Origin of the sequence: Bradyrhizobium uaiense (assembly GCF_010811875.1) — a bacterium.
GTDB lineage: Bacteria > Pseudomonadota > Alphaproteobacteria > Rhizobiales > Xanthobacteraceae > Bradyrhizobium > Bradyrhizobium uaiense.
Map to the genome: position 1 here is coordinate 47,029 of NZ_VKHP01000003.1, position 23,760 is coordinate 70,788.

The 23,760-nt window shown below is 64.2% G+C and carries 25 protein-coding genes and 1 tRNA gene; 10 read left to right on the forward strand and 16 right to left on the reverse strand.

The window, feature by feature from the left end; translation table 11 throughout:
• Positions 1-19: 19 nt before the first annotated feature.
• Genes smpB through dapA form a run of 3 tightly spaced genes read right to left on the reverse strand, consistent with a single transcriptional unit; the run spans position 20 to position 1,861 of the window.
• Complete coding sequence (smpB, locus tag FNJ47_RS01490) at positions 20-493, reverse strand: SsrA-binding protein SmpB (RefSeq protein ID WP_163149763.1); 474 nt, start codon at positions 491-493, stop codon at positions 20-22.
• Position 494: 1 nt separating this feature from the next.
• On the reverse strand, positions 495-911 hold the full coding sequence (mscL, locus tag FNJ47_RS01495; RefSeq protein ID WP_163149892.1) for a large conductance mechanosensitive channel protein MscL: 417 nt from the start codon (positions 909-911) through the stop codon (positions 495-497).
• A gap of 59 nt (positions 912-970) precedes the next feature.
• Positions 971-1,861 (reverse strand): 4-hydroxy-tetrahydrodipicolinate synthase, encoded by an 891-nt coding sequence (gene dapA, locus FNJ47_RS01500; protein WP_163149766.1) that lies wholly within the window; start codon positions 1,859-1,861, stop codon positions 971-973.
• 331 nt (positions 1,862-2,192) lie between these two features.
• Between dapA and FNJ47_RS01505 the strand changes: the two genes are divergently transcribed.
• The gene (locus tag FNJ47_RS01505; protein WP_430649342.1) at positions 2,193-4,637 is read left to right on the forward strand and encodes a lytic transglycosylase domain-containing protein; all 2,445 of its coding nucleotides are present in this window, start codon (positions 2,193-2,195) and stop codon (positions 4,635-4,637) included.
• Positions 4,638-4,877: 240 nt separating this feature from the next.
• Positions 4,878-4,970 (forward strand) — tRNA-Ser (locus FNJ47_RS01510).
• Positions 4,971-5,138: 168 nt separating this feature from the next.
• On the opposite strand, the gene FNJ47_RS01515 is transcribed toward FNJ47_RS01510, so the two are convergent.
• Complete coding sequence (locus tag FNJ47_RS01515; RefSeq protein WP_163149768.1) at positions 5,139-5,510, reverse strand: hypothetical protein; 372 nt, start codon at positions 5,508-5,510, stop codon at positions 5,139-5,141.
• Between the two features lie 227 nt (positions 5,511-5,737).
• Here FNJ47_RS01515 and FNJ47_RS01520 point away from each other — a divergent pair, with 227 nt between their 5' ends.
• From FNJ47_RS01520 to FNJ47_RS01530, 3 genes are all read left to right on the forward strand, one after another.
• Entirely contained in the window at positions 5,738-6,118 is a 381-nt protein-coding gene (locus FNJ47_RS01520; protein WP_163149658.1) for a hypothetical protein, read from the forward strand.
• Between the two features lie 369 nt (positions 6,119-6,487).
• Positions 6,488-7,060, forward strand: coding sequence for a hypothetical protein (locus FNJ47_RS01525; protein WP_347341597.1), 573 nt, complete (start codon positions 6,488-6,490; stop codon positions 7,058-7,060).
• A gap of 164 nt (positions 7,061-7,224) precedes the next feature.
• Positions 7,225-7,506, forward strand: a complete 282-nt coding sequence (locus tag FNJ47_RS01530) for a hypothetical protein (RefSeq protein ID WP_163149772.1) — start codon at positions 7,225-7,227, stop codon at positions 7,504-7,506.
• 57 nt (positions 7,507-7,563) lie between these two features.
• Here the strand turns inward: FNJ47_RS01530 and FNJ47_RS01535 are convergent, their stop codons facing one another.
• Both FNJ47_RS01535 and FNJ47_RS01540 read right to left on the reverse strand, forming a co-directional pair.
• Positions 7,564-7,788: a hypothetical protein gene (locus tag FNJ47_RS01535; RefSeq protein ID WP_163149774.1), complete on the reverse strand. Its 225-nt coding sequence runs from the start codon at positions 7,786-7,788 to the stop codon at positions 7,564-7,566.
• 505 nt (positions 7,789-8,293) lie between these two features.
• A complete protein-coding gene (locus FNJ47_RS01540; protein WP_163149776.1) occupies positions 8,294-9,202 on the reverse strand; it encodes a DMT family transporter in 909 nt (302 codons plus the stop codon).
• A gap of 96 nt (positions 9,203-9,298) precedes the next feature.
• Between FNJ47_RS01540 and FNJ47_RS01545 the strand changes: the two genes are divergently transcribed.
• Positions 9,299-10,087: an AraC family transcriptional regulator gene (locus tag FNJ47_RS01545; protein WP_163149778.1), complete on the forward strand. Its 789-nt coding sequence runs from the start codon at positions 9,299-9,301 to the stop codon at positions 10,085-10,087.
• A gap of 15 nt (positions 10,088-10,102) precedes the next feature.
• Here FNJ47_RS01545 and gcvA read toward each other — a convergent pair whose 3' ends face one another.
• Positions 10,103-11,005: a transcriptional regulator GcvA gene (gene gcvA / locus FNJ47_RS01550; protein ID WP_165445480.1), complete on the reverse strand. Its 903-nt coding sequence runs from the start codon at positions 11,003-11,005 to the stop codon at positions 10,103-10,105.
• Between the two features lie 192 nt (positions 11,006-11,197).
• Here gcvA and FNJ47_RS01555 point away from each other — a divergent pair, with 192 nt between their 5' ends.
• The 4 genes from FNJ47_RS01555 to FNJ47_RS01570 all read left to right on the forward strand — a co-directional run bounded on the left by FNJ47_RS01555 (position 11,198) and on the right by FNJ47_RS01570 (position 14,608).
• Positions 11,198-11,716 (forward strand): PaaI family thioesterase, encoded by a 519-nt coding sequence (locus FNJ47_RS01555; protein WP_163149780.1) that lies wholly within the window; start codon positions 11,198-11,200, stop codon positions 11,714-11,716.
• An 11-nt stretch (positions 11,717-11,727) separates the two neighbouring features.
• Entirely contained in the window at positions 11,728-12,975 is a 1,248-nt protein-coding gene (locus tag FNJ47_RS01560) for an MFS transporter (protein ID WP_163149901.1), read from the forward strand.
• A 27-nt stretch (positions 12,976-13,002) separates the two neighbouring features.
• On the forward strand, positions 13,003-13,770 hold the full coding sequence (locus FNJ47_RS01565) for a helix-turn-helix domain-containing protein (RefSeq protein WP_163149783.1): 768 nt from the start codon (positions 13,003-13,005) through the stop codon (positions 13,768-13,770).
• Between the two features lie 73 nt (positions 13,771-13,843).
• Complete coding sequence (locus tag FNJ47_RS01570; protein WP_163149786.1) at positions 13,844-14,608, forward strand: sulfite exporter TauE/SafE family protein; 765 nt, start codon at positions 13,844-13,846, stop codon at positions 14,606-14,608.
• A 99-nt stretch (positions 14,609-14,707) separates the two neighbouring features.
• Here FNJ47_RS01570 and FNJ47_RS01575 read toward each other — a convergent pair whose 3' ends face one another.
• From FNJ47_RS01575 to FNJ47_RS01615, 9 genes are all read right to left on the reverse strand, one after another.
• Positions 14,708-14,974 (reverse strand): hypothetical protein, encoded by a 267-nt coding sequence (locus FNJ47_RS01575; protein ID WP_163149904.1) that lies wholly within the window; start codon positions 14,972-14,974, stop codon positions 14,708-14,710.
• A gap of 1,515 nt (positions 14,975-16,489) precedes the next feature.
• The gene (gene gatB / locus FNJ47_RS01580) at positions 16,490-17,977 is read right to left on the reverse strand and encodes an Asp-tRNA(Asn)/Glu-tRNA(Gln) amidotransferase subunit GatB (RefSeq protein WP_163149789.1); all 1,488 of its coding nucleotides are present in this window, start codon (positions 17,975-17,977) and stop codon (positions 16,490-16,492) included.
• Between the two features lie 118 nt (positions 17,978-18,095).
• Complete coding sequence (locus tag FNJ47_RS01585) at positions 18,096-19,457, reverse strand: patatin-like phospholipase family protein (protein ID WP_163149907.1); 1,362 nt, start codon at positions 19,455-19,457, stop codon at positions 18,096-18,098.
• Positions 19,458-19,611: 154 nt separating this feature from the next.
• Positions 19,612-19,902: a hypothetical protein gene (locus FNJ47_RS01590; RefSeq protein WP_163149792.1), complete on the reverse strand. Its 291-nt coding sequence runs from the start codon at positions 19,900-19,902 to the stop codon at positions 19,612-19,614.
• A gap of 3 nt (positions 19,903-19,905) precedes the next feature.
• The gene (gene gatA / locus FNJ47_RS01595; protein WP_163149795.1) at positions 19,906-21,381 is read right to left on the reverse strand and encodes an Asp-tRNA(Asn)/Glu-tRNA(Gln) amidotransferase subunit GatA; all 1,476 of its coding nucleotides are present in this window, start codon (positions 21,379-21,381) and stop codon (positions 19,906-19,908) included.
• Positions 21,378-21,605 carry a hypothetical protein gene (locus FNJ47_RS01600; RefSeq protein ID WP_163149798.1) on the reverse strand — a complete coding sequence of 76 codons (228 nt, stop codon included), beginning with the start codon at positions 21,603-21,605 and terminating at the stop codon, positions 21,378-21,380. The genes gatA and FNJ47_RS01600 overlap by 4 nt, the downstream gene beginning before the upstream one ends.
• Before the next feature lie 20 nt (positions 21,606-21,625).
• On the reverse strand, positions 21,626-21,913 hold the full coding sequence (gene gatC / locus FNJ47_RS01605) for an Asp-tRNA(Asn)/Glu-tRNA(Gln) amidotransferase subunit GatC (protein WP_163149801.1): 288 nt from the start codon (positions 21,911-21,913) through the stop codon (positions 21,626-21,628).
• 354 nt (positions 21,914-22,267) lie between these two features.
• Complete coding sequence (locus FNJ47_RS01610) at positions 22,268-22,582, reverse strand: NIPSNAP family protein (RefSeq protein WP_163149804.1); 315 nt, start codon at positions 22,580-22,582, stop codon at positions 22,268-22,270.
• Between the two features lie 99 nt (positions 22,583-22,681).
• On the reverse strand, positions 22,682-23,758 hold the full coding sequence (locus tag FNJ47_RS01615) for an NAD(P)H-dependent flavin oxidoreductase (RefSeq protein ID WP_163149807.1): 1,077 nt from the start codon (positions 23,756-23,758) through the stop codon (positions 22,682-22,684).
• Positions 23,759-23,760: the final 2 nt, after the last annotated feature.

The following is a 23,760-nucleotide window of genomic DNA, read 5'->3' on the forward strand; positions in this document are numbered from 1 at the left end:
TGACGGCGGCTCGAACAGGCTATCCCCGCGACCGCATCAGGCGGCCCTTCTCCCGACTCCAGTCGCGCTTCTTCTCGGTCTCGCGCTTGTCGTGCAGCTTCTTGCCCTTGGCGACTGCGAGCAGCAGTTTGGCACGGCCGCGCTCGTTGAAGTACAGCTTCAGCGGAATGAGCGTCATGCCCTCGCGGTCGACGGCGCCGAGCAGCTTGTTGATCTGCTTGCGATGCAGCAGCAGCTTCCGCGGCCGCTTCGGCTCATGGTTGAAGCGGTTGGCCTGCAGATATTCGGGGATATTGGCGTTGATCAGCCATATCTCGCCGTCCTTGGAATCCGCATAGGATTCCGCGATCGTGCTCTTGCCGCTGCGGATTGATTTCACCTCGGTGCCGGTCAACGAAATGCCGGCCTCGATCGTGTCCTCGATTGCGTAGTTGAAGCGGGCCTTTCGGTTTTCGGCGACAACCTTGATCGGGCGTTCGTTCTTTTCGGCCACTTTAGCTCTTCTTGAGAAGGTCGCGGATTTCCGTCAGCAGCACGACTTCGTCAGACGGCTTCGGCGGCTCGGCGGGCTTGGCCTCATCCTTGCGCTTGAACTGGTTCATGGCACGAATGACCAGGAACAGAACGAAGGCGATGATCAGGAAGTTGAGTGTCAGCGTCAGGAAGTTGCCCCAGGCCAGCACCGCGCCCTGCTTCTTGGCGTCGGCCAGGTTGCTCGCCGTCACCTTCGCAGATAGCGGGCTGAAATAATTGGAAAAGTCGAGACCGCCCGTGATCGCGCCGATGATCGGCATGATGATGTCGCCGACCAGCGAGGTGACGATCGCGCCGAAGGCCGCACCGATGATGACGCCGACGGCGAGGTCGACGACATTGCCCTTCATGGCAAATTCGCGGAATTCCTTCAGCATGCCCATCCCCTTCTGTTCGACATTGCGCACGGCATTGTTCACGGCGAGACCGGTCCGGCTCAGTTGATCAGGCCGGCATGCACCATGGCACTGCGAACGGCCTGGCGCGTGGATTCAGCGACCGGCACCATCGGCAGACGCAGCTTCTCGTCCAGCTTGCCGAGCAGCGACATCGCGTACTTCACCGGCGCCGGATTGCTCTCGATGAACAGGTTGGTGTGCAGCGGCATCAGCTTGTCGTGGATCTTCAGCGCAGTGGTGACATCACCCTTCTGCCAGGCAGTCTGGAATTCCGAGCACAGCCGCGGCGCCACGTTCGAGGTCACCGAGATGCAGCCATGGCCGCCATGCGCCATGTAGCCGATGATGGTCGCGTCCTCGCCGGAGAGCTGGTTGAAGTCCTCGCCCATCGCGGCGCGCTGCTGCGAGACCCGCACCATGCTCGCGGTCGCGTCCTTGACGCCGGCGATGTTCCTCAGCTCGAACAGCCGCTTCATGGTATCGACCGACATGTCGATCACCGAGCGCGGCGGGATGTTGTAGATGATGATCGGAATGCCGATCGCATCGTTGATCGCCTTGAAGTGCTGATACATGCCTTCCTGGGTCGGCTTGTTGTAGTACGGCGTCACCACCAGCACGGCATTGGCCCCTGCCTTCTCCGCGTGCTCGGCGAGCTCGATCGCCTCCTTGGTCGAATTCGAGCCGGCGCCGGCGATCACCGGCACCCGGCCCTTGGCCTCCTCGATGCACCACTCGACCACCCGCTTGTGCTCGTCGTGGCTGAGCGTCGGGCTCTCGCCCGTCGTGCCGACCGGCACCAGGCCGTGCGTGCCCTCGGCGATCTGCCAGTTCACGAGGCCGCGGAACGCCGCCTCATCCACCGAGCCGTCTTTGAAGGGCGTCACCAAGGCAGTGAATGATCCCCGGAATTTTGTCTTGGCTGCCATGGACTTCCTCCAAACGCTTCAGGCTAAAGGCTAGGTCGACGGACCCTTGTTGTTGTCGTGCTTCACGTCCGTGCAACCGGCACCCGGTTGATGCGAAACGCCATGAGAGGCAATTCATATCGGGTCTGACCGACAGGCGAAAGGGCCGTACCGTACCTATTCCCAACGGTAATCTGCGGCGCGCGAAACCGCTTGCAGCCGCGATTTTGCCGTTGTGCTGGCGCAAACAGCCGCACCGGCCGACTTCTTAGTATTTTGTCTACGTTTTCAATCAAATAAGAACCCATGGCCCAAACGACCAGATGATTCGGGGCCGCAGAGGACTTCTGTGATCCGTTCCTCCCGCGCAGGCACATTGCGATCGACGGCGCTGGCGACGAGCCTCGCGCTCGTTGTCGGCCTTGCCGCCATCACGGCCGATGCATGGGCCGCCGAGGATGCTCCGGCCGCCAAGCCGGCGACCCAGGACACGGCTTCCAAATCCGGTGCTGCGAAGCCTGCCGCGCCAAAGACTGCGGCTTCCAAGACTGCAGCTTCCAAGACCTCAGCTTCGAAGCCGGCAGCTACCAAGCCAGCCGCAACCAAGAACAGCGAAGCCAAGAGCGGCGAAACCAAGCACAGCACTGCCAAGACCGAAGCTCACAAGGCCGCGGCTCCGAAAGCCACCGAATCCAAGAGCACCACATCCAAGACCAGCCCGTCAAAGACCAGTGCGTCCAAGACCACCGCGTCCAGGCCTGCCTCTCCGGCTGCAACGGGAACGGTCTCGAGCAGGTCGGTGCCCGCCCCCGCGCTGGTTCCGGCGACCCGCCAGCACGCCGCACCCGCCGTGCGCAAGCCGGTGCTGCCTGCAGCCGTGGCCGCGACATCGTCGACGTCGCAGTCGGACAAGGAAGCGCTCGCAAGCGTCGTCGAGCTGCTGCGCAAGCGCAAGCCGTCGGATGCCACCGAGGCCGAGGCCTCGATCTCCGATCCGGTCGCCCGCAAGCTTGCCGAATGGCTGATCCTGCGCAGCGAGGACAATGGTGCTTCGGTCGAGCGCTACCGCGCCTTCCTCGACGCCAATCCGAGCTGGCCCTCACAGACCTTCCTGCGTCGCCGCATCGAGGCCTCGCTGTGGGACGACCATCGCGACGACTCCGCGGTCTGGGCCTGGTTCCAGAATGAATCGCCGGTGTCGGCCAAGGGCCGGCTCGCGCTCGCCAAGGTGATGATCGGACGCGGCGACCGCGGCAATGCCGAGCGGCTGGTGCGCGAGGCCTGGCGCAACGATCCGATGAGCGAGGACACCGAAACCACCGCGCTCGATCTGTTCGGCTCGTTCCTGACCGCCGGCGACCACAAGGCGCGCATGGACACTATGCTCTACGGCACCGACAACGAAGCCGCCGGCATCCGCGCGGCCAGGCGTCTCGGCTCCGGCTATCTGGCGCTCGCCAAGGCGCGCATCGCGGCCAACCGCAAGGGCTCGAACCTGCGCGCACTCATCGAGGCGGTGCCGAGCGAACTCTCCGGCGACACCGGCTATCTGTTCGCCAAGATCCAGCTGCTCCGCCGCGAGGAGAAATTCGCCGAAGCCGCGCGGCTGATGCTGAGCGCGCCGAAGGACGCTTCGCGTCTCTTCAACGTCGACGAATGGTGGGTCGAGCGCCGGCTGCTGGCGCGCAAGATGATCGACGTCAACGAGTTCCGCACCGCCTATCTGATCGCGCGCGACGCGGCGCTGCCCGCTCGCGACATCTACAAGACCGAGCAGGAATTCACCTCGGGCTGGATCGCGCTGCGCTTTCTCAATGACCCCGCGCTCGCCTCCCAGCATTTCGCGCGGATCGGCGTGGGCAGCGCCAACCCGACCGCGCTCGCGCGTGCCGGCTATTGGCAGGGCCGCGCCGCGGAGGCCGCCGGCCGAAGCCAGGAGGCGCGCGCGGCCTACGCACGCGCAGCCGAACAATCCACCAGTTATTACGGCCAGCTCGCGCGCGCAAAACTCGGCCTGCCGCAGATCGAGCTGAACAGCGCTCCGCGCGGCCGTGGCACCGATCGGCTGGAGATCGTCCGTGCGGTCGCCCTGCTCTACGAAATCGACGCGCGCGAGCTCGCGATTCCGATCTTCGGCGACCTCGGCGACAATGGCGATCCGGAAGCGCTGGCCGGCCTCGGCGAGCTTACAGCGCGCCATGGCGACGCCCGCGGCATGCTGCTGATGGGCAAGGCCGCGCTCAATCGCGGGCTGCCGTTCGATCACTACGCCTATCCGGTCAACGGCATCCCCTCCTTCCGCCAGGTCGGCCCCGAGGTCGAGCAAAGCGTCGTCTACGCGATTGCGCGCCAAGAGAGCGCGTTCAACCCGGCCGTGGTGTCGCCGGCCCAGGCCTATGGCCTGATGCAGGTGACGCCGGACGCCGGACGCTATGTCTGCAAGCGTGCCGGCATCGGCTTCGACCTCAACCGGATGAAGACCGACCCGGTCTACAATGCGACGCTCGGCGCGGCCGAGCTCGGCGGCCTGCTCGAGGACTATCGCGGCTCCTACATCCTGACCTTCGCCGCCTACAATGCCGGTCGCGGCAGCGTGAAGAAGTGGATCGAGCGCTATGGCGATCCGCGCGATCCCAAGGTCGATGCGGTCGACTGGGTCGAACTGATTCCGTTCTCCGAGACCCGGAATTACGTCCAGCGGATCATGGAGAACCTGCAGGTCTATCGCGCCCGCTTCGGCGGCGGCACCCGTTTGCAGATCGAGGCCGACCTCCACCGCGGCACCAGCGCGGAATGAGTCGGCGCAAGGCGGTTTTCAACAGCCTTGCGACGGACCTGACGAGAACTCAACATAACCCGTTGTTATAACTTATATTTCCAGAATTCGCCCGATCCCCCACACCCAAATCGGCACTCTAGATAGAGCCTCGGCGCCCGCTCCGGGGCGGCCGGCGGCCGAGTTGCCACCAAATCACCTTGTCGCAATCTGAATCTGCCGCTTGCGGCTCAGCGTCCTCTCGGGCATATCGGCGCCATTGGAGAGGTGGCCGAGTGGCTGAAGGCAACGCTTTGCTAAAGCGTCATACGGTCTCAAGCTGTATCGAGGGTTCGAATCCCTCCCTCTCCGCCATATCGCCTTGATATAGCTGACATATTTCGCGCTTCGCCCTCCTTGAGCCGCGCGATCAATGGGAGGCCTCTGAAAATGGAGGCCAATCGTGCTCAAACCGAACAGAGCGTTCAAAATATAGAGAAGGTCAGGCGCCGCCAGACGGGAGCTGACCACTCGTTGGCGCGCTTAGAACTTTCGTCCGTCAGATTCCATTTTCTTGCATTCCCCGCTGACCGTAAGGGATTTTCCTCCCGACGACAGGGTCTTGGTAGCTTTGCCCGACTGTCGGGAAATCATGATCGAAAGCGAAGCTGCCTGCTCTTTTCCATCGATCGTAATGTTTGCCGGGCCATCGAAGGAGAACGAATCTTGGTCCAATCTCCAGCCTCTCGCCGTATCAATGTAGTATTGAACGATCGAGGCGGCCATGTTCCAACCATCAGTTGAAGCCGTTGGAAAATCGCACTCCAGTGCTGGGACCTGAGTTTGCGCGCTCCCCTCCAGAGGGAACGCGGCCAAGGCAATAAGTGACAGAAGCCCATTTCGTATGACTTGCACGTATACACTCCCCGAAGCTCCCCTATGGGTGCCCCGGCAACATACCGCGGGGTGAGCGCTCACCAAAGACGGAATACTTCCAAGGGCGCCCCGAATTTCCGACACGGCGAGGCCCCAAAGAAAAGCCCCCAGCGCTCCTGGGGCCCGCTCGGGGCACAGTGGACGTGTCTAATAAGGGCGATCGCTGGCAGCAAGCTCGGCCTGGACCGGCATTCACCTCCGCGTGAATGAAACATCATTTTCAGCGCCTCGAAGCGAGCGCGCAACAAACCGCGCCCAACCTCGCTGCATTGTCTTCTTCACCTGAACATTTCCGGAGCAAGGCCATGCAGCACGACAATGGCATTCAATTCCAGGATCTCGACCAGGTTTTGCGTAACGCCCAGCTTCGTCGCTTCGCCGACCTGAGACCTTGGCTAGGGCAGCGCTTCGCATCCAAGGCAGGCAGGCTCGTCATCGCAACTTCACTTGCTTGCATGGTCGTTGTGCTGGCGATGGTTGCTGCCCCACGGCCGGTCTCGAGCGCTGCCCTTGGCAGCGAGTGGCAATGCAGCAAGGCGGCGTTTGTGTTGACGACCTGTCGTCAAGCCGAACCTGCGCGCTCCTAGCGGGGTCATTTGGCTGGCGAAACCGTTTGCCCGCCGAACCGTAACTGGAGCGCCGGCCTATTTCTTCCATTTTGGTGCTACGGGCCGGCTGGGGCCGTTCGGTCTTTCCCAGTCACGAACGGCCTCACTCTTGAGCCCTATCCATGAGCTGCGTTGTCAGCTTCCCCCCGGCTTGATTATTTGGCATCACCAAGAGATCGAGAGGCCGCCCCGAGGCCATCCGTCGGCTGGTCGGGATCGGGCTAAAGGCGACGACATAAGATGAATGGCCCAAGCCGCGGTCTCAAGATAGCGATCTGCCTCGCACTGGCTATTGTTCTGCCTGCTGCGCAGACCCCGCCGACGGCGCATTCGCGGGACGAACGGCGTGTGATCGACAAGGAATGTCGCGATGTCTTGCCTGTGCAGGCAAAGATACGGGCGTGCCTCAGCCTGCTGAGCGATCGACGGCTCTCGACCGCCTATCTTGCTCCGATCAACGGCGAAATATCGAGCACGTTCCAAAGCTTGCGGGACTACGACAACGCCATAAAATACAAGAAGATCGAAATCGAGCGCGCGAACACCGCGGTGGAGCAACCTTCTCGTTCGAGCGAAGCACTTCCTGCAAGTCTTGGCGCGATGTCCCTGCGTTACATGCAGCTCGGGACACTCCAGTCGCTCAACCGCCTCACCAACTTCGCCAATCAGTCGGATGAAGCACGCCGCGGCGCCACCGAGGAGCGAAACAACTACAATCTGGCGCTTTCATACAACCCGATGAACTACAGGGCATATCGATACCGGGCTGAAATTCGCAGCCTGTTCTGCGAGAGCGCGTCCGCCGCTCTGGACATAGAGGCCGCGGTCAGGTTTGCCGAACAGGCTGGAGATCAGGACGCCGCTCGCGACTACAAGCGCGTCACGCTAAGCCCCTGCATCCCGGCGTGGCGGCGAGACTAGTCCGCGGGGCCATCAGACTGTCGCCCCCGGCGACATACCCGCGCCACACCGCCCCGACCGTACTCTTACGGACCCGCTATTGGCAGGCAACTTGCGACGCATCCGCGAATAGTTCGGCGCCAGCTGTTCCCGGTGTGCCGAACTCAGACATTCGGAGCACGCAAATGAACATGCATCATCGTTTTGAGACAGCCCGCGGAGGCACTGGACGAGAGTCGACGATCAGCAAGATGCTGTCTGATCTTGTCCTGGCCTGCCAGCAGATCGAAGCCGACATCGCGACCGAGGAAGAGCGCACGGGAGTTCACGACCGGTCGGACGCAAGGTATCCGATCTTGGCAAGGTCGCTCATTGAGCGGTACGCCAATCTCAAGGGGACCATCGCCACACTCGAAAAGCGCGTCACCGAAGTATCCCGGCACAAGCTGATCACCGACGCGGCATAGCTTTGAAATCACACGCTCAGAAGCAAAGGGGCCCGCTGGAAGCAGGCCCCTGGCATCTTACTGGATCCCGATGCACTGCCGCTTGCCGTCGTTGGGGCAGTAGAAGCAGGCTTTCGAGGAGCACCCCGACAGGTCTCCGGCCTTGTTCAGGGTGTAGTTGCAGCCTGCGGTTCGGTCGCACGCCTTGACGACTGCCCCAATGGGGGCGGCGGACGCCGACTGACCGAACGTGAACAAAGCAATCGCAGTTGCAACGGCGAAGCTCACTGTAATTGAACGCATGACTTACCCTCCTCCGCATCTGGGCCGACGCACCATTGCATCGCCTTGGCCAGAACTCTCGCCGAACGGTTCCGGAAGTGATGTGAGGCGGGTCACTCAGGCTCGCGGCCGCCGCCCTGGAGGGATCGAGGTGATAGAGCGTCGGCGCGCCGCTGTCAGCCGCTGCCGCGGGTGGAGGGATCCAGGTTTCGATTCTCACCCGGCGGGATCGGCCCGAAGCCTGGATACCTGTACCAGCCTGGAGGGGCGACCTGCTCGATCGGACTGATGATGAGGTGCTGCCGCACGCGCCGGTGATGCCCGGTTGCGGCGTCGGCAACCGCACTCGATAGGATCACGAGAGACAACGCCAAGGCCAGGGAAATAGGTAAAGAAACACGCAAGGCAGCACACATCGCGATCACTCCGTTTCGCCGAACAAGTGATCGCCGACCGTAGCCCCCTATTCCGCCCTGGCCTCTCACATGCGATCAAAACAGCGAGATCACCAACCTTGCCTTGCGCCCTATCGCGCGTCGCACGCGGTCTTCAGCGGCCGCGGAAAGGCCTGCGCGCAGGCGACGCCGAGCAGCGCGAGGCCGCCGCCGATGACGTGGAATGACCTCACCGGCTCGCCCAGCATCACGATCGCGGCTGCGGCCGTCAGCACCGGCAGCAGGTTCATGAAGATCGCGCAGCGGTTCGGACCAAGCTGTGCGACGCCGCGGATCCAGAGGAACGGCAGCACGACCGACGCCAGTGCCCCCGCATAGACGATCAGCGGCAAGGTTGCGGCGTTGACCTGCCGCAGCGGCGCCGGTGTCGCGAGGAACGCCGGAAACATCACCGCCAGCGCACACAGCGCCTGCATATAGGTCGACTGCCATCCGCTGATCGGCAGAGCCCAGCGCTTCAGGAGCACACCGTACAGCGCATAGACGATCGCGGCGAGCAGCATCAGCGCGTCGCCCGCATGCACGCCGTTTTGCGACAGCGACGACAACTCGCCGCCGCTGACGAGATAGACGAGGCCTGCAAACGACAGCGGCGCGCCGCAGATCATGCCGAGGGTCGGTCGTTCGCCGAGCAGTACGGCGCTGAGCGCGACCGTCAACAGCGGCGTCAACGCGGTGAAAACGGCCATGTTGGTCGCGGTGGTGGTTTCGGCCGCGAGATACGACAGGCTCTGGAACAGGCACATCGCAAGGAAGCCGAGGATCGCGAGCGGACCGAGATGCGGCCAGATCGCGCGGCGATTGCGCCAGGCGGCCAGCGCCACGAACGGCGACATCAGGAGCACTGCGACCAGCAGGCGATAGAAGGTGATCGCCTGCGGACCGATCGTGTGCGCCGAGAGGCGGGAGACGATGACGTTGCCGGCCCACAGTACGATGGCAACGAAGGGATAGAGAAGTGCAGCATTCTTCTTGAGCATGATCCGGCAGTGCATTGGTGAAGGACACACCAGCAACTACCTGTCGCGCCGAAGTCCGTCTCACGCTAGAATGACCTCACCTAGCGAGATTGGGACATGCGAGATGAAGACGTGTTGGACGAGTTGATCACACGGCACCTCGATTATCACGCCACGGCGCGGCCGATGGCGGCGATGGAGATCGACTATCCGAGCGGCGCGTCGACCGGCCGGCACGCGCATCCGCGCGGGCAATTGCTCTACGCCATCGAAGGCGTGATGATCGTGCGCTGCGCGGAGGGAACCTGGGTGGTGCCGCCCAATCGCGCGGTGTGGCTGGTGGCCGATCTCGAACACGAGGTCCGTATGTGCGGCGCGGTCAAGATCCGCACGGTGTTCGTGGATGCTGACGCGGCGCCCAATCTGCCGCAGGCCAGCTGCGTGTTCACGGTCTCGCCGCTGCTGCGCGAATTGTTCGTCGCCGCGATGGCTGTCCCGCTGGACTATGCGCCCGCGACCAGCGACGAGCGCCTGATGCGCGTGCTGCTCGACCAGCTCCGCGAAGTCGACGTGCTGCCGCTACATCTGCCGATGCCGCGCGACAAAAGGCTCGCTCGGATCTGCGCGGCGCTGGTGAGCCGCCCGGACGATGCCTCGACCGCCGAGCAGTGGGCGCACCGCTTGAAGCTGACGGCGAAGACGATCCATCGTCTGTTCGCCAAGGAGACCGGCATGACCTTCGGCGAATGGCGTCAGCAGGCCCGTCTGCTGTTCGCGCTCGAACGGCTCGCGCAGGGCGCGCGCGTGGTCGATGTCGCGCTCGATGCCGGCTATGCCAGCCAGAGCGCCTTCGCCGCGATGTTCCGCAAGCATTTCGGCGTGCCGCCCAACGCGTTCTATCGATAGGCCGTCGCGGCCGAACTAACGCTCCGCAGGCACCATCTGGGCCACCGACCCCAGGATCCACTCCCTGAACGCTGCGATCTTCGGAAGCCCCTGCCGGTTGTCGGGGCAGACGAGATAGTACGCGAACTCCTCCAGATGCGATGTCTCCAGCAGTTGGATCAGCTCGCCGGCTTCGATCTCGTTCGCCACCATCGCCGCCGGCAGGAGGCCTGCGCCCTGCCCGGTCAGCACGGCCTTCAAGAGCAGACCACTGTCGTCGAACGAGGATCCCCGCGGCGTGCGAACTTCCGCGATGCCATTGGCCTGAAACCACAGGCTCCAGCCTTTGCGATCGGCATCATGCACCTGCGGCCAGCCCGCGAGCTCGCCGGGCGACGCCGGCCGCCCGAGACGCGCCACCAGCGACGGCGCTGCGACCACCACCATCTCGACCGTGACGACGCGGTCGCTGCGCAGCCCCGGATAGCGGCCAAGCCCGTGGCACACCGCGACGTCGACGCCGCTGCGCGAGAAGTCGACCACCGTATTGCTGGTCACGATCTGCAGATCGATCTCGGGATGACTGCTCTGAAACGACGCCATCCGCGGCACCAGCCAGGCCGACGCAAAGAACGGCGTGACGCTCACCGTCAGCGTGCCGACGTCAACAGATGCAGCGACGCGGCGCGAAGCATCGGCGATCTGGCGAAACGCATTGCGGATCGACGGCAGATAGTCGCGGCCCGCGTCGGTGAGATAGATGCCGCGCGGCACCCGCTCGAACAGCTTGATGCCGAGATGGGCTTCCAGCGTCTTGAGCATCTGGCTGACCGCGCCCGGCGTCACGCACAGCTCCTCGGCCGCGAGCTTCACCGAGAGGTGGCGGGCGGCGGACTCGAATGCCTTGAGCGCGTTCAGGGGTGGAAGCTTGCTTTCCATGATGTAGATTTTCTAATTCAAGATGCCCAGCAAATCTGATTTGCCAACCGGACGCTCTGCGCGCTCTATCAGCCTATGTTAATGCTGGAAGCGGCGTCAACGCAGGGAATCCCGAGCCAATAAAGTTAGATTTTCTAATCTTTATTGCGATTCCTGATGGCGAGCTTTCGGTTCCCCGACGGAGCCCACGACATGACTGAGGTCCCCGACAAACTCGCCCTGCGCGAGATCAGCGCAGGCGGCCATACCGGCCAACTCGCCGACCGCATCAACGCGTCGCAAGCCGGCAGCCTGCCCGGCCTGCTGGAGTTTCAATGGCTCGAGGCTGGACGCGGCTACATCAGCGGCCGCTTCGAGATTGCCGCAAAGCACTTCTCGCCGCACGGGCTGCTGCACGGCGCAAGCATCGTCGCGTTGGCCGATACCGCGTGCGGGTTCGGTTGCCTCGCGTCCTTGCCTGACGGGGCGATCGGCTTCGCCACCGGAGAGTTGAAGACGAATTTCATCGGCGCCGCGCGCGCAGGCAGCGTCAGTTGCGAGGCGCGCCTCGTTCATGCCGGGCGTACGACCCAGGTGTGGGATGCCGAGATCCGCAGCGAGACGACCGGCAAGACCATCGCGCTGTTTCGCTGCACGCAGATGCTGCTCTATCCGCCGGCCACGGCCGGCGATCGCACCACGCCAGCAGAACGAACAGGAGAACGATCGTGAGGAACGCCGCCATGCACGCCGGATATCAGAGAGCAAAGCCGTTCTATGGCTGGTATGTCGTTGCCGCAGCCTTCGTCGTGACGTTCATCGGCTTCGGCAGCGCCTACACGTTCTCGTCCTTTGTCGAGTCGTTGCAGCGGGAGTTCGGCGCCTCGCGCGGCTCGGTGTCGCTGGTGTTCTCCTTCGCCGGCTTCCTGTATTTCGGTCTCGGCATCGTCTCCGGCCCGCTTGCCGATCGCTGGGGCGCACGCAGGCTCGCCTGCCTTGGAATGGCGCTGGTTGGTCTCGGCATGATGCTGGCGGGACAGGCACAGACCATCCTTCAGGTCTATGCCGCCTACAGCATCGGCATCGGCGCCGGCGTCGGTTGCGCCTATGTCCCGACACTGGGCGCCGTGCAGCGCTGGTTCGTCCGGCGGCGCGGTTTTGCGTCGGGCCTCGCCGTCAGCGGGATCGGGGTCGGCACGCTGGTGATGCCGCCGCTCGCGACCTGGCTGATCACGAGCCTCGGCTGGCGCGATGCCTATGTCGTGCTGGGCGTCGTCGCCGCCGTCGCGGGCATCGGCGCATCGCTGCTGATCGCGGACGACCCGCGCCGCTACGGCACCGGACCGGACGGCGATCCGCTTGAAGCGGTCTCGGGCGCGCCGCTGCGCCACGGCGTCTCGATCGGCGGCGCGGTCAAGACCGCCCGCTTTGCCGGGCTCTATGCGGCCTGCCTGATCAGCGCGTTTGGGGTGTTCGTGCCCTTCGTGCATCTGGTGCCCTTTGCCGTCGATCATCAGGTGGCGCCGACGCTTGCCGTGCTGCTGCTCGGGATGATCGGCGTCGGCAGCACCGCCGGCCGCTTCTTCCTCGGCGGCATCGCCGACCGGGTCGGCCGCGATGCATTTCTGGTCGCGATGTATCTCGGCATGGCCGTCTCGCTGGCGATCTGGGCGATCGCCGGCAGCTTCTGGTCACTCACGGTCTTTGCGCTGCTGTTCGGCGTGTTCTACGGCGGGTGGGTTGCGATCCTGCCCGCCGTGGTCACCGACCATTTCGGCGGCCGCAACGTCGGCGGCATCATCGGCATCCTCTACACCAGCGTCGCCTTTGGCACGCTGCTGGGCCCAAGCGCCGCCGGTTTCGCCTACGACATCAGCCACAGCTACTTCATTCCGGTGGCGATCAGCGCTGCCGCCAACCTCGTCGCCGCCCTCATCGCGATGGTGACGACGCGAACGGCCTCGCCGATCGCATCGGTGGCGCTGCGTTGATGTGCCTCTGACGGCCGGTGATCCGCCGTGCTAGGCTGGCGGATCACCCTGCTCTATCGGCTCGAAACCCCAGTGCTCACTCGCTTCGCCATGACCAATGCCTGGAACTATCGGCGAGCAGACCGTGACGATATCGTCGAGCTGGCATCGTGGCGCGGTGCCGGCTCGCTCGGCCTTAGGCCGCACTTCCATGATGAGAGCCAGATCGTGCTGGTGCTGTCGGGGTCGCGCGCCTTTCGTATCGATGGCGCGACCATCACCGTACCCGCGGGCCATGCCGCGCTCATTCCGGCAGGAATGCTGCATGCACCGATGCCGACCCCGGACCAGGAGACGGTCTGCCTGAACGCCTATGTTCCGGCGAGCCGCGCTCCCTCTTCGCTCCGGATCATCAGCATCGGGGCTCGCTGGCGGAGCGTGGACGAGATAATGCCCGAGCATATCCTCGAGATCGCCGACGACACCCTGTCGCACGAGTCCTCCAGCTCGGTCGGCATCGTCGACAGGACGAAGCTCGGCGTCGCCCTGACGGACAGCCTGAAACCGATCGGCGAGATCGCCGCAGGCTTCGGGCGCAGCCGCGAAGGGTTCAGCCGCATGGTGAAACGCGAGCTCGGCGTCGCGCCGCATGGCTTCCGGCTGCTGGCCCGGCTCAATCTTGCCCGAAAACTGCTCCGCGATGGCGAGCCGATCGCGGCGGTCGCGGCCGATGCGGGCTTTTCCGACCAGAGCCACCTCACCCGCCTGTTCCGCCGTACCTTTGGGACGACGCCGGGCCTCTATTGGCGCGATTGAAGCGACGTCACAGACGTTCCAGACCTGCCGACGCTCCCCCGGTTAGCCTGCTCACCCTGCAACAGGGTGAAGCATGGATGCCCAGATAGGTCTTCTGCTGCTCGCGGCTGGTGTCGCGGGCGGCATCATCAACGCGTTGGCTGGCGGCTCGACGCTCATCACGTTTCCGGCGATGCTCGCGGCAGGCTTGCCGGCGGTCATCGCCAATGCGTCGAATGCGGTGGCGATCTCACCAGGACATTTGATCGCAGCGCTCGCCGATCGCGGCAAGCTGCCGCCGCCGACGCGGCGCACGATCTGCTTCGTCGCCGTCGCCACGCTCGGCGGCGCGGTCGGCGCCGGCGTCCTGCTGCTGCTTCCCGAACGATTGTTCGTCCTGCCGGTGCCGGGCCTGATCGCATTCGCAACGCTGCTGTTTGCCTTTGCGCCGCAGGTCCAGAGCAGGACCATCGCCCGTCGGGACGCCGCGGCGCTGCCCTCGACCGTTGCAAGCAGCGCTGTGCTGGGACTGGCGTGTGTCTATGGAGGCTTCTTCGGCGCCGGGCTCGGCGTCATCCTGACCGCGGTGCTGTCGATCACGGAGCCCAACGACATCAGGGCGGTCAAGGCGTTGAAGAACCTGCTCGCGACCTGCGTGTCGCTCGCCGCCACATTGATCTTTATCGTACAGGGAGCGGTGCGGTGGCCGGAGACTTCAGTGATGCTGGTCGGCGCCATGGTCGGCGGCTATGCGGGAGGCTACCTGATCCGGATCCTTCCCGCGCACATCGTCAGGCAGTTCGTGATCGTGGCCGGAGCCGTCATGACCGTGATCTACGCGGCGCGATACTGGTTCTAGGTGGAGTGAGGGAGCCGAAGCTCCCTTCAGTCTCGGCCAGAGCGTTTTCGAGCGACGTGGATACCGGTTCGCATGAAGAAAACGCGTCGAAACGAAAGCCTAGTGCGTCGTCATCCAGGCGCGGGCTTCGCGCTGGGCGGCTGCGATCTCAACCTCGGACATCTGCTCGGCGACTTCGCGACGGTGCGCGATCGCATCGGTACGTCCCTTGAGCGCCGCCAGGTTGAACCATTTGTGCGCCGCGACGAGGTTGACCACACCGGAGCGGCCGCTCGCCCAATACATGCCACGTTCGAACAGCACGTCCTGGATCGCAGTCGCAGCAACCGGGACAGCGCTTTCCTGATCGATGACCCCCTGAAACATTGTCGTCATTCCCCTTTTTGTTGTTGGCCGCCCTCCCCCGAGCGCGGCCCCCGTCCACTGTTGAACTACCCTGTCGTCACGGGCTGATCTCTTGATCATGCCCCGCGTTGATCCTTGGGGATCACCGCGTGCCGTTTGCCGGCTTGTTGGGATGATCATGGCCCATCAAATTTGAAGAGCGGTTTAAGTATCGCGATGAACGGGATGTAAATCGGCGTTGCCGGGGGCGTTTCCAGGAATCGTAGAAGTGCCTGTGCCGCAGGCACTTCCATGCATTCGTGAACGCCGGTTTACCCTGGTGTTTCGGACAACGATAACCATGGCGGACAATGGCCGCTTGCGCCGGCTGGTCTCGGCAGGCGGTCAGCTTCGAAACTGATGGATGGGTGGCACGTCCGGTGGCTCATCGCGCGGCCGGCTGCACAGACGAATGCAGCGCGAGGCCGCAAAGCCAAGCGTCAGTCCAGAACTGGAATGGGGAAAATGGATGCCAGGGCGCGGGCTGCGCAGGCCGCCGGAACGAGGGGGTCGGCGAACACGTCAGGACCAGATTTCAGCTCGGCATTCTCGCCGGTGAAATTGCGGAACCAAGCGGGCTCCGCACCGAACGAAGAAATCTCTGTTTCTTCTGCCGGACCGGTTTTGGGAAGGTTGCCCTCTCCGAAATTCGATCCAGCCGTTTGACCTGATGTCTCGCCGACACCCTCTTTCGTCAGCCAGAGCCTTGGGGTGGGATGTGCCTCTCAGCAGTCCGTCCGCTGGCTCTTGCGACGTGCCGGCGTCAAGCCGCCGGCAATCCTCTCAAGGCGAGAGGCTTACTTCTTCTTGGCGACCTTGCGGGTCTTCTTCGCAGTCTTCTTCACTGCGCTCTTGGCCTTCTTCGCCTTCTTCGCCTTCTTTGCCTTCTTAGCCATGTTGCCCTCCAGTATGTGAGATGGCTCTCTAGTTCGCTGCGTGCACTCGGGAATCGATATGCACTACTTCCCGAATACACCAACAGACCGAAAAAAACAGTGTCCCGCTTAAGGAAGTGTTGACGCAGCGACGGCAGTGCGCACAGCGCGCGTCGCCGTTCAAATCGACAATGCTTCGCGCGACGATGCGAGAAGTGCAACAGCGGCCGACATCGGCATTTGTCAACGTTGCAGGAAATACCTTGTACTGTAGGCTTTTCATGAATTCGAATTGAAGCGATCGACGCGCGATCGTCGTTGCGCCGAGTCGCGAGTGACGACGAAAAGCGGCGCGGCATAGACGCCGAGTCGTAATTTTTGGCAACGAAAAAATTTTCGTGGGTAAGACGACTTTTGCCTCGTTTGAGGTCACCCGGACCGGATTCGCGAACGAATCGCAGCTTCGGCGATTCGGCGCCGAGGGCGTCAGTGCGACGGTCGCGGGAGGGTGTGAGGCGGGATCACGTCGCGTTCACGCGCGCGCGACGACACGAGAGGCGATCGCGCGAGAGCATGATCCGGTTGGATCATGCGCCAAGGACAACATCATTGTCCTGTTCGGTCAGATGCCGAGCTTCGACTTCAAGAGGTCGTTGACTGCCTGCGGGTTCGCCTTGCCGCCCGACGACTTCATCACCTGACCGACGAACCAACTCGCCAGTTGCGGCTTCGCCTTCGCCTGCTCGACCTTGTCGGGATTGGCCGCGATGATGTCGTCGACCACCTTCTCGATCGCGCCGAGGTCGGTGACCTGCTTCATGCCGCGCGTCTCGACGAGCGTGCGCGGATCGCCGCCTTCCTGCCAGACGATCTCGAACAAGTCCTTGGCGATCTTGCCGGAAATCGTTTTCTCTCCGATCAGATCGACGATCGCACCGAGTTGCTTTGCCGACACCGGCGAGGCTGCGATCTCCACGCCTTCCTTGTTGAGACGACCGAACAGTTCGTTGATCACCCAGTTGGCGGCGAGCTTGCCGTCGCGCGCCTTGTCGGCGAGACCTGACAGCACCGTCTCGTAGAACTCGGCGCTCTCGCGCTCGGCGACCAGCACGCTCGCATCATAGGGCGACAGGCCGAAGCCCGTAATAAAACGGGACTTCTTCTCGTCCGGCAGTTCCGGCAGCTGCGCCTTGAGTTCGTCGACGAAGGCCTGGCTGAATTCGAGCGGCAAGAGATCGGGATCCGGGAAGTAACGGTAGTCGTGCGCCTCTTCCTTGGAGCGCATCGAACGCGTCTCGCCCTTGTTCGGGTCGAACAGCCGGGTTTCCTGCTCGATCGAGCCGCCGTCCTCGATGATCTCGATCTGACGCCGCGCCTCGTACTCGATCGCCTGGCCGATGAAGTTGACCGAGTTCATGTTCTTGATTTCACAGCGGGTGCCGAGCGCGGTCTCGCCGTGGCGGCGCACCGAGACGTTGACGTCGGCGCGCAGATTGCCCTTCTCCATGTCGCCGTCGCAGGTGCCGAGGTAGCGCAGGATCGAGCGCAGCTTGGAGACATAGGCCTTGGCCTGCTCGGCGTCACGGATGTCGGGCTTGGAGACGATCTCCATCAGCGCCACGCCACACCGGTTGAGGTCGACGTAGGACATCGTCGGCGACTGATCGTGCAGCAACTTGCCGGCGTCCTGCTCCAGATGCAGCCGCTCGATCCCGATCGTGACGCTACGGCCGCCGTCGAGCTCGAGCGACACCTCGCCCTCGCCCACGATCGGCGACTTGTACTGGCTGATCTGGTAGCCCTGCGGCGAGTCCGGATAGAAATAGTTCTTGCGGTCGAACACCGAGCGCAGGTTGATCTTCGCGTTCAGCCCGAGGCCGGTACGCACCGCCTGGCGGACGCACTCCTCGTTGATCACGGGCAGCATGCCCGGCATCGCGGCATCGACCAGCGAGACATGGGAGTTGGGGTCGCCGCCGAATGCGGTCGACGCGCCCGAGAACAGCTTTGCGTTCGAGGTGACCTGGGCATGGATTTCCATGCCGATCACGACCTCCCAATCGCCAGTGGCGCTCTTGATCAGTCTGTGCGGGGCGGCAGATACGGTCATGGATCTCGGTTTCCGGATAAAGTGATATCTGGGATGGATTGGGCTTCGCGCAACCGACAGCGCCAGTCAAGCCGCCTTGCTGTCCCCTTGCAGCCGGCGCCCGGGCTGGAGGCGCCGATCAGAGCCCGCGCCGGAACTGCTGATACGCCTTGCTGGTGCGCAGTGCGTCCGCGCCGCCTGTGATCAGCTGGTCGACCTGCTCCGGCGGCAGCGAAAGCCGCGTCGGGATCGCATTCAGGATGCCGGCGCGCTCCGGTCCCAGCCGGTCGAAGCCGAGCCGCTCGACATAGATCGCGACATCGCCGCATTTCCAGCCGGCGCCGACGCCGAGCCGGACGCGATCCGCCGCCGACAGGCCGCAGCGCCAGCGCTTCAGCTTGCCCGCCCAATCGTTGGCAAGTGCCGTGAAAGCCGCGTAGCTCGAGCGCACGCTGGCATCGATCGCGGTGTCGGCGGCCGCCGACACCAGCTCGACGCCGCTTGGTCCTTCGAGCGTCTGCACGAAGTCGCCGGAGACGCCGCGGCCGGCGTCGACCACCAGGAACAGGATGCGCTTCAGCTTGGCCGCCTGCCGCTCGTCGAGCGGCTCGTAGGGACGTTGCGCGGCGAGCAAGCCGATGCTGAGCCCCGACAGCCCGTAATTGTCGACCAGCCCGCCATCGAGCAGCTTGACGTAGCGCATCGAGCCGTCGCGGTACCGCGCCTGCGCCTCGGCGTAGGAGCGCAGCAGCGGCTGCGCGTTCGGATCGTTGCGCACCCGATCGTACCAGGGCGGCAGCGGCGCGGCGCATCCGCCGGGATAGGTTTGCAGCACGATCGGGGCAAACGCCAGCGGCACCGCGGCTGACGCCGCCACCGCTTCGGCGACGCGATAGGAGCGGATGTCGCTGCACAGCGCGTCGAACGACGTCTTGCCGAACACGAACGGTGTGCGGTTGTAAATGTCGGAGGCGTTGATCCACACCCGCGGCCGGCGCTCGTCGGGCAATGCCTCGAACCGCGCGCCGTCGAACAGATTTTGATCGAGCCAGTCGGTGAACTGGCTGTCGTTGACGCCGCCGCCCAGCGCGCGCCCGATATTGCCGAGCGAGATCCGGGTCTTCAGTCCCTCCTCGGCATTGCGCAGCAGGAAGCGTTCGCGGAAATCGGCGAGCGCCGCGCGCCGCTTCAATCCGAAATAAGCGGCAGTGACCGATCCGCCGGAGACGCCGGAAACGAAGTCGACGCGGTCGAGCAGCGTCTTGCTGCCGGCGGCGCTGGAGTGCACCCTGTCGAGCTCTTCCAGCACGCCGAACGAAAATGCCGCCGCGCGCGTGCCGCCGCCGGAGAACGAGAGCGCGAGCAGCAGGTCATCTTCATAAGTCGGATAGTCGCGGGCGCTGTTGTTGTCGGCGAGCGCAGCACCGAGCGGCACATTGCCTGGAAGATTGTAGACGGACGCGCAGCCGGCAAGGCCCGCCGCAACCGCGGCCGCCAGCAGCGCTGACAGCCATCCCCCTATGCCCGACCCACGCACGATTACTCTCTTTGCCGCTGGCCCCCGCCCGGTTCCATTAGCCTATCACGGCGAATGTGGGCGGCGGCATGGCGGCCGAAACAGGGTTAATACTCACGGTGCCTTGGCACCGGCGTCCTCACACTGACGGGGCCAAAAGCGCGGAGACGATCCGCTCCCACTCGACGTCGAGCGTGTCCTTTGCGACCGGCTGGCCGGCTCGGCGATACCAGTAGCCGGCATTGCCGAGATCGCCTTCGACGCGATGCAGATAGGCATGCACCCACGCCGAATTGGCGTCGCCTTCGTCCTGCACGATGCGGTGCGCCTGGTCCCAGTCGCCCTTCCTAGCCCACCACAATGCGGCAAGCGGCGGCGACAGCGCACCGTCGGGTGCTGCGTCAGCGAGACTGGCGCGGAAATCCGCCATCGTTCACCACCATTTTGGCGCCGTGAACCGGCCGGCCGCCTGCTCGATCACCTCGCCGAGCGAGAACAGCGTCTCCTCGTCGAACGGACGGCCGATCAGTTGCAAGCCGAGCGGCAGGCCCTGCGTGTCCTTGCCCGCGGGCACGGCAATGCCCGGCAGGCCCGCCATGTTCACGGTCACCGTGAAGATGTCGTTGAGATACATCTCGACCGGATCGGCGCCGCCCTTCTCGCCGATGCCGAACGCCGCCGACGGTGTTGCCGGCGTCAGGATCGCGCTTACGCCCTTGGCGAAGCAGTCCTCGAAATCCTTCTTGATCAGCGTCCGCACCTTCTGCGCACGCAGATAATAGGCATCGTAGTAGCCGGCCGAGAGCACATAGGTGCCGATCAGTACGCGGCGGCGCACCTCGTCGCCAAAGCCGTCGGCGCGGGTGTTCTCGTACATCTCGATGACGTTCTTTCCCGGCTCGCGCAGCCCGTAGCGCACGCCGTCGTAACGCGCGAGGTTCGACGAAGCCTCCGCCGGCGCCACGATGTAATAGGCCGGCAGCGCGTATTTGGTGTGCGGCAGCGACACCTCGACGAGTTCGGCGCCGGCGGCCTTCAGCCATTGCGCGCCCTCGCTCCAGAGTTTCTCGATCTCGGCCGGCATGCCGTCGAGCCGATACTCCTTCGGGATTCCGATCTTCATGCCCTTCACGGACTTGCCGATCGCGGCCTCGTAGTCCGGCACTGCGATGTCGACCGACGTGGTGTCCTTGGGATCGTGCCCGGCCATCGAGCGCATCAGGATCGCAGCATCGCGCGTCGTGCGCGCGATCGGGCCGGCCTGGTCGAGCGAGGATGCGAACGCGACGATGCCCCAGCGCGAGCAGCGGCCGTAGGTCGGCTTGATGCCGACGGTCGCGGTGAACGCGGCGGGCTGGCGGATCGAGCCGCCGGTGTCGGTCGCGGTCGCGCCCATGCAGAGAGAAGCCGCCACCGCCGAGGCTGAGCCGCCGGACGAGCCGCCCGGCACCAGCGTGGTGTTAGAGCCCTCGCGGCGCCACGGGTTGGTGACCGGGCCGAAGCAGGAAGTCTCGTTCGACGAGCCCATCGCGAACTCGTCATTGTTGAGCTTGCCGAGCAGCACCGCGCCGTCGCGCCAGAGCTGTGAGGTCACCGTCGACTCGTAGGGCGGAATGAAATTGCCGAGGATCTTCGAGCACGCCGTGGTCCTGATATCGCGGGTCGCGAACAGATCCTTGATGCCGAGCGGAATGCCGGCGAGTGGTCCGCCCTCGCCTTTGGCAATCTTCTCGTCGGCGGCCTTGGCCATCTCGCGGGCGCGGTCGGGAGTCTCGAGCACATAGGCATTGAGCACGCGCGCAGCTTCGATGGCGGCGAGATGCGCATCGGTCAGTTCGCGGGCGGTGAAAGATTTGCTCGCCAGGCCCTCACGGGCCTCGGCGATGGTCAGCGATGTCAAATCGGTCATTTATTGATCGGGCTGCAGAAGAACGGAGACAGGGTCTTGTCGTTGGCGGGGTCGTCTTGCCGCGCCTTATTCTCTTTGGCGCGGGCGGCGTCGAGCGCCTCGAGATGGTCGAGCACGGCGTCCATCGCCGCGTTGGGATCGGCGACCTTCCCCTTGCGCTCCACCGCATCGAGGAAATCCATGTAGGCCTTGTAGGCCTTCTCGTCGTCGCAGAGCAGACACATTGTAATTATCCGATCGCGCTTTACTCGACCACCTTCGGCACCAGGAAGAAGTCGTTCACTGTGTCGGGTGCATTGCGGACGATGGCGTCGGCGATTTCGCCGTCATTGACCACGTCCGCGCGCTTCTTCATCTCCATCGGCGTCACCGAGGTCATCGGCTCGACACCGTCGATATTCACTTCCGACAGCTGCTCGACAAAGGCCAGCATCGCATTCAGCTCCCCCTGGAGATGGGGAACTTCGGCGTCGCTGACCGCGATCCGCGCCAGATGCGCGATGCGGCGGACGGTCGTGGCGTCTACGGACATTATATAGGGCCTCGGGTGGTCGGGCTGAAAGGTCAGCCTGCCGTATAGCAGAGGCCGGTTTTGCGCCGCAACCGCAGCGAGCCCGCGGCAGGCCTCAGAGCCCGCCGGATCGCCAGCAGCCGGCAATTTCCGCCCCAAAATCCTGGGAAGAAACCACTTTGCGGGCCCGGCGCAGTCGTCCTGAAACAGTCGCGGTGCCTACTCCCCCATAAAGAGAACAATACGGGAGTGCGTTATGTCCACGTTCGAAACCACCCCTAAGCCGGGAGGCTGGGACCCTGCCCTCTGGTCGATCGGGACCGCGATCGGCTTTGCCATCCTCTATGTGGCCTGCCTGGCCTGACGTTCGAGCGCCTAGGCAGCTTCCGGCAGCAATGGTCGAAAGAACGACCGTTCATAGCGGACAAAGCAGCGCGTATCCCTCGCGAAGGCGATCGCCTTTTGAACGTCCGGATCCAGCGCGGAGTCCTTGCGGTACTGCTCGTAGGCCGCAAGGCTCGGAAAGCTGAACATCGCCAGGGCAACGTCGCTCGCGCCCTCGGACGGCAAGAAATAGCCGTGATGAATGCCGCCAAACCGCGGCATCAATTCCAGCCACATCGCACCATAAGCCTCGAAGTCGGCAAACTTGTCCGGACGGACTTCATACCGCAGATAACAGGTGATCATGCCGTGGTGCTCCCGCGCCAAATGAACTGCCGCCCTTCATAGCTCGATTGCGAGGCGGCAGGCTGGGCATACAGCGAAACTGCGCGGATGGAGGCGAAATCAACCCGCCAGCTTGCCCATGCGCGCCAGCGCCGCCCCGGCCAGCGCTCTTGTCAATTCGGCGGCCGGCATCTCCTTGCCCATCCGCACTGCCTGCCCGGCCCATAGATTGGTGAAATCGACCTTGCCCTGTTTCTCGGCAGCCGCCTTCAGTGGTCCGAGCGCGGTCGCGGCGTGTGGAAACGCCGGCGCATCCGGCGAGATCGGCCCGACCTCGCGCATCACGCGGTTGGCGACGCCGCGCGCCGGGCGTCCGGTCATCACATTGGTGATGACGGTCGATTCGTCGCTCGCTTGCGCCAGCGCGACACGGCCCTGCGGGGTTACCCTGGATTCCGGGCAGCGCAGATAGGCCGAGCCGATCTGAACGGCCGCGGCGCCGAGCGCGAATGCCGCCGCGATCCCGCGCCCGTCAGCGATACCGCCGGCCGCGACCACCGGTGCCTTCACCGCATCGACCACCTGCGGCAACAGCGAGAACGTCCCGGGCTGCTCGGAAATATTCTCGGTCAGGAACATGGCGCGATGGCCGCCGGCGTCGGCGCCCTGCGCGATGACGACATCGGCGCCGTTCTCTTCCAGCCAGATCGCCTCCTTCACCGTGGTCGCCGACGACATCACGATCGCGCCGGCCGCCTTCACCCGCTGCAACAGCTTCGGCTCCGGCAGGCCGAAATGGAAGCTGACCACCTCGGGCTTCAGTTCCTCGACCACGGCGCAGAACGCCGCATCGAACGGCGCACGGTTCGCGGCATTGATCGGCGCATCCGGATCGAGGCCGTGCTCGCGATAGTAAGGCGCCAATCGCTGCCGCCATGTCGCCTCGCGCGCCGGATCGGCATCGACCGCCTTGTGGCAGAAGAAGTTGAGATTGACCGGCGAGGACACGCGCCGACGGATGATGTTGACCTGCTCGCGCGCCTTCTCGGCCGACAGCATCGCACATGGCAGCGAGCCGAGGCCGCCGCCTTGCGCCACCGCAATCACCAGCTCCGCATCCATCACGCCGGCCATCGGCGCCAACACGATCGGAAATTCGGTCTTGAAGAGATCGATCAATCGACGGTCCGGCCACATGG

Coding starts and splice junctions, on each gene's coding strand:
- dapA (WP_163149766.1), bottom strand. CDS start 1,861: ATGGCAGCCAAGACAAAATTCCGGGGATCATTCACTGCCTTGGTGACG.
- FNJ47_RS01535 (WP_163149774.1), bottom strand. CDS start 7,788: ATGCGTTCAATTACAGTGAGCTTCGCCGTTGCAACTGCGATTGCTTTG.
- FNJ47_RS01545 (WP_163149778.1), top strand. CDS start 9,299: ATGCGAGATGAAGACGTGTTGGACGAGTTGATCACACGGCACCTCGAT.
- FNJ47_RS01530 (WP_163149772.1), top strand. CDS start 7,225: ATGAACATGCATCATCGTTTTGAGACAGCCCGCGGAGGCACTGGACGA.
- FNJ47_RS01575 (WP_163149904.1), bottom strand. CDS start 14,974: ATGTTTCAGGGGGTCATCGATCAGGAAAGCGCTGTCCCGGTTGCTGCG.
- FNJ47_RS01600 (WP_163149798.1), bottom strand. CDS start 21,605: ATGTGTCTGCTCTGCGACGACGAGAAGGCCTACAAGGCCTACATGGAT.
- gcvA (WP_165445480.1), bottom strand. CDS start 11,005: ATGGAAAGCAAGCTTCCACCCCTGAACGCGCTCAAGGCATTCGAGTCC.
- FNJ47_RS01590 (WP_163149792.1), bottom strand. CDS start 19,902: ATGGCGGATTTCCGCGCCAGTCTCGCTGACGCAGCACCCGACGGTGCG.
- mscL (WP_163149892.1), bottom strand. CDS start 911: ATGCTGAAGGAATTCCGCGAATTTGCCATGAAGGGCAATGTCGTCGAC.
- FNJ47_RS01615 (WP_163149807.1), bottom strand. CDS start 23,758: ATGTGGCCGGACCGTCGATTGATCGATCTCTTCAAGACCGAATTTCCG.
- FNJ47_RS01520 (WP_163149658.1), top strand. CDS start 5,738: ATGAAACATCATTTTCAGCGCCTCGAAGCGAGCGCGCAACAAACCGCG.
- FNJ47_RS01555 (WP_163149780.1), top strand. CDS start 11,198: ATGACTGAGGTCCCCGACAAACTCGCCCTGCGCGAGATCAGCGCAGGC.
- gatA (WP_163149795.1), bottom strand. CDS start 21,381: ATGACCGATTTGACATCGCTGACCATCGCCGAGGCCCGTGAGGGCCTG.
- FNJ47_RS01540 (WP_163149776.1), bottom strand. CDS start 9,202: ATGCTCAAGAAGAATGCTGCACTTCTCTATCCCTTCGTTGCCATCGTA.
- gatB (WP_163149789.1), bottom strand. CDS start 17,977: ATGACCGTATCTGCCGCCCCGCACAGACTGATCAAGAGCGCCACTGGC.
- FNJ47_RS01560 (WP_163149901.1), top strand. CDS start 11,728: ATGCACGCCGGATATCAGAGAGCAAAGCCGTTCTATGGCTGGTATGTC.
- FNJ47_RS01570 (WP_163149786.1), top strand. CDS start 13,844: ATGGATGCCCAGATAGGTCTTCTGCTGCTCGCGGCTGGTGTCGCGGGC.
- FNJ47_RS01610 (WP_163149804.1), bottom strand. CDS start 22,582: ATGATCACCTGTTATCTGCGGTATGAAGTCCGTCCGGACAAGTTTGCC.
- gatC (WP_163149801.1), bottom strand. CDS start 21,913: ATGTCCGTAGACGCCACGACCGTCCGCCGCATCGCGCATCTGGCGCGG.